This is a genomic window from Nocardia shimofusensis NBRC 100134, assembly GCF_001613125.1.
GTDB lineage: Bacteria > Actinomycetota > Actinomycetes > Mycobacteriales > Mycobacteriaceae > Nocardia > Nocardia shimofusensis.
In genome coordinates this window covers 68125-76698 of sequence record NZ_BDBT01000031.1, presented here as the reverse complement: position 1 = coordinate 76698, position 8574 = coordinate 68125, and the positions used below count along the sequence as shown (strand labels likewise).

The window sequence follows — 8574 nt, the reverse complement described above, 5'->3', positions numbered from 1 at the left end:
GCCCCGCCCCGGCATCTCCCTTCCCCCGTCATCCGCTCCGGCCCCGAGCGCGTCGACACCGCCGGTGGCCCCGATGCCCCGGGCGGCCGTCACGGGCTTGCCGGGCGCCGCCGGTGTGCTCGCCGCAGCCGCGCGGCTGGGGGCGAAGGCCGACACCGAACACCATTCGCCGGACTACCTGCGGACCGCCGAACGCGGACGGGAACTGCTGGGCGAACGAGAGAAGACGGTGCCGCAGGCATTGGGCGCCGACGACCCTCCGCCGACCGAGCACCGCGCGCCGGTCCGACTCCGGCCAGGGCGCGACGAACGTGAACTGTTGGGCGAGCCGGACAAGACGGTGCCACCGGCGATCGGCGCAGACGGCCTTCCGATGGGCGCGACCGACGCGCAGGTCACCGACGCCATGGCCCGCGTGCCGCACTCCCGGTGGTCCGTGCGTCATGGGCAGGAGCTGTTGGGTGAACCGCGCAAGACGGTGCCGCCGGCGATCGGCGCCGATGAGCGTCCGCTCGCCGACGGCGCCACCTCCGTCACCGACGCCGTGTCCGATCCGCCGGGATACCGGCGTTCGGTGCGTCATGGGCAGGAGTTCACCGGCGACTCTTCGCTCAGCTTGCCTCCGATCGATCAGCCCCTCGCCCCCGGATTCCGCTCCGAGCGGCGCGATACGGACCGCACGGTCGACAGCCCGCCCCCTGCCGCGCCCGCGTGGCCGCCCGCACCGATCGGTTCACAGCCGCCGGCGTCGGCGGAGACTCCCCACGGGGTCGGCTGGGCCGCCCCGGCCGCCGACGTCGACTCCGACACCGCGCAGAACGACGAGAACCGATGACCACGCCGTCGAAGAAGTACCTGTGGACCTCCAGCGGTGAACAGTTCGCCGCGGCGTGGTTCGGCACCGGGGTCGACCGAATGCCTTTCCCCCTGAGATTCACCAGCCGCTTCGAGAGCACACGCGAGTACCACTCGTATCAGCGAAAAGTGCGTGATGTGCTGAACCGCCCGGAGAACGAGCCGATCCGGCGGGCGGTTCTCACGTTGGCCGAATCCGAATGGCGCGTCGAGCTTTTCGGTCACGACAACCGGCGGGCCGGTGCCGAGATCCGCGCCGTCGGCGGGGTCGCGGGCGGGAAGGAGGCGGTGGTGGCGGTGCAGGACGCCGAGACCGGGGCGGTCCGGCTACGGCGCTGCCCGGCGACCCGTCTGACGACCGAACTCGTTGCCCTGCTTCCGAACCGAGCGCCGGGCACCATCGCCGAACGCGCCTTCCTCCTCGACGATCTCACCGCCGAACGCCGCGACTCGTTCCGCGCGGACGCGCGCCGGGAGCGCGCCGAGGAATACCACCGCTTCTGGAATCAGCCACACCAGACCCGGGGCGCGGTCACCGTGCTACGCGGCCCCGGCACGCGGTCGCATCGGATCACCGCCGTGCGCTGGATCGATACCCCCGAGGGCCGCTACCTCGAGACCTTCGCCAATCGCGCGCTGATGATCCGCCCGGCCGCCACCGGCGACATGGCCCGCCACCTCGCCGGGGTGCTGGCGCGCGCCACGTCCGACAGTATCGACCGGACCATGCGGTAACCGGTCCTGCCACCGTGCCGGAGCAGACGCCGGAGGCCAGGTCAGCACGCGGCGCACTACTTATTCGATGTCGTCGACCTTCGTCATCGAAAGCACGTCCAGCCGCCGATCGAGTTCCGCCTCGGTGAGCTTGTCACCGATCAGTCCGCGGTCGACCACCGTCTGACGGATGGTCTTCTTCTCCTTCAACGCTTCCTTGGCGACGGCCGCGGCTTCTTCGTAGCCGATCGCGGAGTTCAGTGGCGTCACGATCGACGGTGAGGACTCCGCCAGCGTGCGCAGCCGATCCACGTCGGCGACCAGGCCGTGGACGCACTTGTCGGCGAACAACCGGGAGACGTTGGCCAGCAGCCGGATCGACTCGAGGACGTTGCGCGCCATCACCGGGATGTAGACATTGAGCTCGAAGGCGCCGCTCGCACCCGCGAACGCCACGGTCGCGTCGTTGCCGATCACCTGGGCGGCGACCTGGGTAACCGCTTCGGGCAGAACGGGATTGACCTTGCCCGGCATGATCGAGCTGCCGGGCTGCAGGTCGGGCAGCTGGAGCTCGGCCAGGCCGGTGAGCGGGCCCGAACCCATCCAGCGGATGTCGTTGGCGATCTTGGTGAGGCTGACCGCGACGGTGCGCAGCGCTCCGGAGAGCTCGACGAGCCCGTCGCGCGCGGCCTGGGCTTCGAAGTGGTCGGCGGCCTCGCTGAGCGCGTCGATGCCGGTGGAGCGCACGAGTTCGGTGACGACCTTCCTGCCGAATCCGGTGGGCGCGTTGAGCCCGGTGCCGACGGCGGTGCCGCCGATGGGCAGTTCGGCGAGCCGGGGCAGGGTCGCCATCAGTCGTTCGATGCCCGCGGCGATCTGGCGGGTGTAGCCGCCGAACTCCTGGCCGAGCGTGACCGGCACCGCGTCCATCAGGTGGGTGCGGCCCGACTTGACCACGGTGCGCCACTGGACCGACTTGTCCAGCAACGCGAGCCGCAGATGCTCGAGCGCGGGGACCAATTCGGTGATCACGCCCTCGGTCGCCGCGAGATGGGTGGCGGTCGGGAACGTGTCGTTGGACGACTGCGACATGTTCACGTCGTCGTTGGGGTGCACCGTGACGCCGTTGGCTGCGGCGATGGAGGCGATCACCTCGTTGGCGTTCATGTTGGAGCTGGTGCCCGAACCGGTCTGGAAGACGTCGATGGGGAACTGGTCGTCGTGCTTGCCGTCGGCGATCTCGTCCGCCGCGGCGATGATGGCCTCGGCCTTCTCGGGATCGAGCAGGCCGAGATCCCGGTTCACCTTCGCGCACGCGGCTTTGAGCAGGCCGAGCGCGCGGATCTGCGCGCGCTCGAGACCCCGGCCGCTGATCGGGAAGTTCTCCACGGCCCGCTGGGTCTGCGCACGCCAGAGCGCCTGCGCCGGAACCCGTACCTCGCCCATGGTGTCGTGTTCGATGCGGTACTGCGTCTCCTCGGTCATGATTCCGACAGTAGGCCGCGCGGCCGGTCCGTGGGGACGCCACGCGCGGCGCCGGAACACTGTGCAACCGGTCGGTCGGCGCCACCGCCGTGTAACGCACAACGGCCGCACCGGAAGGTGTTCCGGTGCGGCCGCTGGACACGGGGGTCGGGACGCCGATCAGGGCATCGGCGGCACCGCGTCCTCGTCGCCGTGGAAGTCGACCGAGGAGTATTCGCGCAGCTTGGTCAGACGGTGGTAGGCGTCGATCATGCGGACGGTGCCGGACTTCGACCGCATGACGATCGAGTGGGTGGACGCGCCGCCAGGGAAGTAGCGCACGCCGCGCAGCAGGTCGCCGTCGGTCACGCCGGTCGCGCAGAAGAAGACGTTGTCGCCGGCGACCAGATCCTCGGTGCTGAGCACGCGATCGAGGTCGTGGCCCGCGTCGATGGCCTTCTGCCGCTCCTCGTCGTCCTTGGGGGCGAGCATGCCCTGCAGCGCACCGCCCATGCAGCGCAACGCGGCCGCGGCGATGATGCCCTCGGGGGTGCCGCCGATACCGACGAGCAGGTCGGTGCCGGATTCCGGGCGGGCGGCGGCGATCGCGCCTGCCACGTCACCGTCGGAGATCAGCCGGATGCGCGCGCCTGCGTCGCGGACCTGCTGGATCAGCTCGGCGTGCCGGGGGCGGTCGAGGATGCACACGGTCACGTCGGAGACCGATAGGTGCTTGGCCTTGGCGACCTTGCGGACGTTCTCGCCGATCGGGGCCGAGATATCGATCACGTCGGCGGCCTCGGGGCCCACGGCGATCTTGTGCATGTAGAACACCGCCGAGGGGTCGAACATCGCGCCGCGCTCGGCGACCGCGAGCACCGAGATCGAGCCGGGCGAGCCCTTCGACATCAGTGTGGTGCCGTCGATCGGGTCGACCGCGAAGTCCACGTCGGGACCGGTGCCGTCACCCACGGACTCGCCGTTGTACAGCATGGGCGCTTCGTCCTTCTCGCCCTCACCGATCACCACGACGCCGTTCATGGACACCGAGCTCACCAGCTGACGCATCGCGTCGACGGCGGCGCCGTCGCCACCCTCCTTGTCGCCACGGCCGACCCAGCGACCGGCGGCCATGGCGCCCGCCTCGGTGACTCGGACGAGCTCGAGCGCCAGGTTGCGGTCCGGAGCCTCGCGGCGGCGGGATGCGGGCGAAGATGCCGTCATAGCGGGGTGCCTCCTCGGGTTGTGTGTTACCGGACAATTGTCTCATTGCGGGGTGGCCGGTCCGTGCACGCCCGGTAACCCGACGGGGTGCGCGCTCCCGCGGGGGCCGACGGCGTGGATACTGGGTGGCGTGTCGTACCAGAAGCCACGCATCCTGCTCAACTACAAGGACCTGCTGTTTTCGCTGCTCCCCTTGGTGCTGATCGTCGTGGTCTTCGCGGGCCTGGCCAGCCAGTGCAGCTTCGCGGCGCAGGGGCCGACCCAGGGGCAGATTCCGACGTTCGATGCCGCGGCCGCGCTGGAGTCCGACGCCCGCTCGCTGCCCTTCCCGATTCGCGACCCGGAAGTACCCGGTTCGTGGACTCCCAACTCCGGCTCCCGCGACACCATCGTGGGTGCGGGTGGCGGCCAGGTCAGCACGGTCGGCTACATCACCGAGGCAGGCACCTACATGCGGATGACGCAGACGAACGCCACCGAGCAGTCGCTGTCCAGGTTCGTGCTCGGCTCTCGCTACGCCAGTGGCGTCGAGCAGATCGGCGGCCAGAAGTGGGTCGTCTACGCCGAGCCGACCGAGGAGACCGCCTGGATCGCCGACTTCGGCGCCGCCAGGGTGCTCATCACCGGCGCGGGCGACGCCTCCGCGTTCACGACGCTCGCCCAGGCCGTCACCGCCGCGCAGCCGCTCGCGAGCTGACGCGCCCCGACTGATCACGGCCGCAGGCTCGTTCACGGGCGGACCGGGAGCCGGAGCGCTCTGCGCGACGGCGCCCACCGGACGGGGCGGGCCCGGCGCGGCATCCACCGCTTCGGCCCTCGATGTCGCTCAGGGCGACAACGCTCAGGACTCGTCGGTGTCCGCTCCCGCGAGGGTGTCCTCCACCCGTCGCCGCGCCCCGGCCAGGTGTTCCTCACAGCGATTGGCCAGCGCCTCGCCGCGCTCCCACAGCGCCAGCGAGTCGTCCAGATCCATGCCGCCCTGTTCGAGCATCTTCACGACGTTCACCAGCTCGTCGCGAGCGCGTTCGTAGCCGAAGCCGGCGATCTCGGCCAGCTCGTCCTTGTCCGAGTCGGCCAAGGTCAGTTCCCTCCTGTGTCGTCGGCCGGGCGATCCCGGCCGGTGGTCGCGGTCGTACCCCGCACCCTCGTGCTCGATGCCGCCGTGCTCGATCCCGCCGTGCCGGGCGCTGTCGTACCCAGCGCTGTCGTACCCAGCGCAGCCGCCGTGACCGCTCCGTCGGCGACGCGGATGCGCAGCTGGCTGCCCGTGGGCGCGTCCTCGATCGAGCGGACGACGTGCCGTTCCCGGCCCTGGACGCGCTGCACGACAGCGTAACCACGCGCCAGCGTCGAGGCCGGACCCACGGCCGTGAGCTTCTCCCGTAGATGCCGCGTGCTGGTGGCCTCGACCGCGAGCAGGTGCTCGACGCATCGGCGCGCATCGGCGCGGGCGCGTTCGATCTCGCTCGCGCGCCGGTCGATTTCGCGCACCGGATCGGCGAGCGCCGGTCGCGAACGCAGCTGGGCCAGCGCCCTGGACTCGCGCTCGACCCAGCCGCGCAGCGCCGCGGCGGAGCGGGCCCGCAACTCCCGCACCAGCGCGAGTTCGGCGCTCGCGTCGGGAACCACACGCTTGGCGGCATCGGTCGGCGTCGCGGCGCGCAGGTCGGCGACGTAGTCCGACAGCGGATTGTCGGGTTCGTGCCCGATCGCGCTGACGATCGGGGTGGTCGCGGCGACGATCGCCCGGCACAGCGCCTCGTCGGAGAACGGCAGCAGATCCTCCACGCTGCCGCCGCCGCGCGCCAGCACGATCACGTCCACCTCGGGATGGCGATCGAGTTCGCTCAGCGCCGAGAGGATCTGTGGCACCGCGGTCGGTCCCTGCACCGCGGTGTTGCGGATCTCGAAACGCACCGCGGGCCAGCGCTGCGCGGCTACCGTCAGCACATCGTGTTCGGCGGCCCCGCCCCGGCCGGTGATCAGCCCGACCACCGCGGGCAGGAACGGGATCGGCCGCTTGAGCCGCTCGTCGAACAAACCCTCGGCGGCCAGCAGCGCCTTGAGCCGTTCGATCCTGGCCAGCAGCTCGCCGACGCCGACCTGGCGGATCTCCACGACCCGCAACGAGATGCTGCCGCGCGCGGGGAAGAACACCAGCTTGCCGTACACGACGACGCGACTGCCTTCCCGCAGCGGCGCCGCCGCCCGCCTGATCAGGTCCGAATCGCAGGTGAGCTGGAGAGACATGTCGGCGGAGGGATCGCGCAGGACGAGGAACGCGGTACGGGCGCCGGGGCGCAGGTTGATCTGGGTGATCTGCCCCTCGACCCAGATGCTGCCGAGCCGGTCGATCCACTGCATCACCTTGACCGACACCGAGCGCACGGGCCACGGGTGTTCGGCCGAGTTCGTTGGCGCGGTGTGCTCGGGCGCGTTCGACGAACCGCTCTGTGTCATGGCCTCAGGTATACGCGCGACGGCCGACCGGGTAGCTCTCCGGTCGGCCGTCGGCGTGGCGGTCGGGGCGGCCTCACTGGGCCTGGACGGTGGCGATCCGATTGGTGAGCATCGTCACGAAGGGCGCCCGGGCGAGGGTCCGCTGTTCGTAGTCGAGCAGCGCGGTCAGTTCGTCGAGGGAGAGCATGCGCAGCCGGGCGCGCAACTGCGCCAGCGTCATCTCGGCGTAGTTGTAGCGGCGGGCCACTTCCGGCTCGATGACCTCGGTCTCGACGGACTCCGGCTCGGTGGGGAGTTCGGTCTCCACGGCCGTGTCGGCGGGCGCCGCATCCGACTCGGCGGGGGCTGTATCGGGCCGGGCTCGCGCCGGCTCGGCCCCGAGCTCGGTGAGCTCGGTGGGGACGGTCGTCACACTCGAGCCGGTGCGCCCGTTGACGGCCGAGGACTCCTCGCCCGAGTGCAGATCGAAGCGGCTGGCCCAGCCGGAGTAATCATTGCCGTTCGTTTGCCCGGCATCGAGATCCTCGTCGAAGGTGGCCCACTCGGGCTGCTCCTCCGTGGCCGGGACGAGGCGGTCGAAGACAGCGTCACCCTTGAGTGCGAGGCTGGTCACGAACTGTTGGACGTGCATGCCGGTCTGCAGGATCTGGCTGATCGCCGTGATCGGGAACTTGATTGCGGCACCGGGTAGCCGACGGGTTTCTTCCAGGGCATAGACGGCGGCGCCGGCTGCGACCCGGGCCAGGAACGGTGGTCGGAACATGCTCCTAGCCTGCCCGATGGGGTGTGATCTGCAAAGACAGAACACCCACGTAAGCTGTGGGGCATGTCTTCGGCCATCCCCTTGAACGTCGGTATCGCGCGCTCTGCGGGTACCGGGACGATCGACGCCGAGGGCGCCAAGCGCGTCCTGCTGGCCGAGCCGCGCGGCTACTGCGCCGGCGTGGACCGGGCGGTGGAAACGGTGGAGAAGGCGCTGGAGAAGCACGGCGCCCCGCTCTATGTGCGCAAGGAGATCGTCCACAACCGGCACGTGGTGGAGACCTTGCGCGAGCGCGGCGTGATCTTCGTCGACGAGACCGACGAGGTGCCCGAGGGCGCGGTGCTGGTGTTCTCCGCGCACGGCGTCTCGCCCGCGGTGCACGAAGCCGCCGCGACCCGCAATCTGCACACCATCGACGCGACCTGTCCGCTGGTCACCAAGGTGCACCAGGAAGCCAAGCGCTTCGCCCGCGACGACTTCGACATCCTGCTGATCGGCCACGAGGGCCACGAGGAGGTCGAGGGCACCGCGGGCGAGGCCCCGGACCACGTGCAACTCGTCGACGGCCCCGACGCGGTGGACCGGGTGCGGGTGCGCGACGAGAACAAGGTCATCTGGCTGTCCCAGACCACCCTCAGCGTCGACGAGACGATGGAGACCGTGCAGCGGTTGCGCGAGCGTTTCCCTTCGCTGCAGGATCCGCCCAGCGACGACATCTGCTACGCCACCCAGAACCGTCAGGTGGCGGTGAAGGCGATGGCGCCGGAATGCGATCTGGTGATCGTGGTCGGTTCCCGCAATTCGTCGAATTCGGTGCGCTTGGTCGAGGTCGCGCTCAACGCGGGTGCGCGGGCGGCGCACCTGGTCGACTACGCCCGCGAGGTCGATCCGGCCTGGCTCGACGGTGTGCGCACGGTCGGCATCACCTCGGGCGCCTCGGTGCCGGAGATCCTGGTGCGCGGCGTGCTCGACATGCTCGCCGAGCACGGCTTCGGCGATGTGCAGTCGGTCACCACGGCCAACGAGACTCTGGTGTTCGCCCTGCCGCGCGAATTGCGTGCCGCGCGAAGCTGAGTCGCCCGCCTCGCGGAACG

At 70.4% G+C, this 8574-nt stretch carries 8 protein-coding genes and 1 pseudogene; 4 read left to right on the top strand and 5 right to left on the bottom strand.

All coding sequences use genetic code 11. From position 1 onward, the window contains the following. Together NS3_RS24160 and NS3_RS24155 are read left to right on the top strand one after the other, a co-directional pair. Positions 1-835: pseudogene (locus tag NS3_RS24160) on the top strand (hypothetical protein); the annotation flags it as partial. Then, positions 832-1590 carry an ESX secretion-associated protein EspG gene (locus tag NS3_RS24155; protein WP_067863954.1) on the top strand — a complete coding sequence of 253 codons (759 nt, stop codon included), beginning with the start codon at positions 832-834 and terminating at the stop codon, positions 1588-1590. The pseudogene NS3_RS24160 and the gene NS3_RS24155, both read left to right, overlap by 4 nt. Positions 1591-1650: 60 nt before the next feature. Here NS3_RS24155 and NS3_RS24150 read toward each other — a convergent pair whose 3' ends face one another. Both NS3_RS24150 and glpX read right to left on the bottom strand, forming a co-directional pair. Further along, entirely contained in the window at positions 1651-3054 is a 1404-nt protein-coding gene (locus tag NS3_RS24150; protein ID WP_067863952.1) for a class II fumarate hydratase, read from the bottom strand. A gap of 159 nt (positions 3055-3213) precedes the next feature. Next, a complete protein-coding gene (gene glpX, locus NS3_RS24145; RefSeq protein ID WP_067863950.1) occupies positions 3214-4257 on the bottom strand; it encodes a class II fructose-bisphosphatase in 1044 nt (347 codons plus the stop codon). Positions 4258-4387: 130 nt separating this feature from the next. Here glpX and NS3_RS24140 point away from each other — a divergent pair, with 130 nt between their 5' ends. Then, positions 4388-4954, top strand: coding sequence for a DUF4245 domain-containing protein (locus NS3_RS24140; protein ID WP_067863947.1), 567 nt, complete (start codon positions 4388-4390; stop codon positions 4952-4954). A 144-nt stretch (positions 4955-5098) separates the two neighbouring features. Here NS3_RS24140 and NS3_RS24135 read toward each other — a convergent pair whose 3' ends face one another. The 3 genes from NS3_RS24135 to NS3_RS24125 all read right to left on the bottom strand — a co-directional run bounded on the left by NS3_RS24135 (position 5099) and on the right by NS3_RS24125 (position 7480). Then, positions 5099-5335, bottom strand: coding sequence for an exodeoxyribonuclease VII small subunit (locus NS3_RS24135; RefSeq protein WP_174550515.1), 237 nt, complete (start codon positions 5333-5335; stop codon positions 5099-5101). Between the two features lie 2 nt (positions 5336-5337). Beyond that, a complete protein-coding gene (gene xseA, locus NS3_RS24130; protein WP_084495876.1) occupies positions 5338-6717 on the bottom strand; it encodes an exodeoxyribonuclease VII large subunit in 1380 nt (459 codons plus the stop codon). Between the two features lie 73 nt (positions 6718-6790). Continuing rightward, positions 6791-7480, bottom strand: a complete 690-nt coding sequence (locus tag NS3_RS24125; protein WP_067863945.1) for a lipid droplet-associated protein — start codon at positions 7478-7480, stop codon at positions 6791-6793. Positions 7481-7543: 63 nt separating this feature from the next. Here NS3_RS24125 and NS3_RS24120 point away from each other — a divergent pair, with 63 nt between their 5' ends. Further along, positions 7544-8554, top strand: coding sequence for a 4-hydroxy-3-methylbut-2-enyl diphosphate reductase (locus tag NS3_RS24120; RefSeq protein ID WP_067863941.1), 1011 nt, complete (start codon positions 7544-7546; stop codon positions 8552-8554). Positions 8555-8574 lie beyond the last annotated feature (20 nt).

Coding starts and splice junctions, on each gene's coding strand:
- NS3_RS24155 (WP_067863954.1), top strand. CDS start 832: ATGACCACGCCGTCGAAGAAGTACCTGTGGACCTCCAGCGGTGAACAG.
- NS3_RS24150 (WP_067863952.1), bottom strand. CDS start 3,054: ATGACCGAGGAGACGCAGTACCGCATCGAACACGACACCATGGGCGAG.
- glpX (WP_067863950.1), bottom strand. CDS start 4,257: ATGACGGCATCTTCGCCCGCATCCCGCCGCCGCGAGGCTCCGGACCGC.
- xseA (WP_084495876.1), bottom strand. CDS start 6,717: ATGACACAGAGCGGTTCGTCGAACGCGCCCGAGCACACCGCGCCAACG.
- NS3_RS24125 (WP_067863945.1), bottom strand. CDS start 7,480: ATGTTCCGACCACCGTTCCTGGCCCGGGTCGCAGCCGGCGCCGCCGTC.
- NS3_RS24120 (WP_067863941.1), top strand. CDS start 7,544: ATGTCTTCGGCCATCCCCTTGAACGTCGGTATCGCGCGCTCTGCGGGT.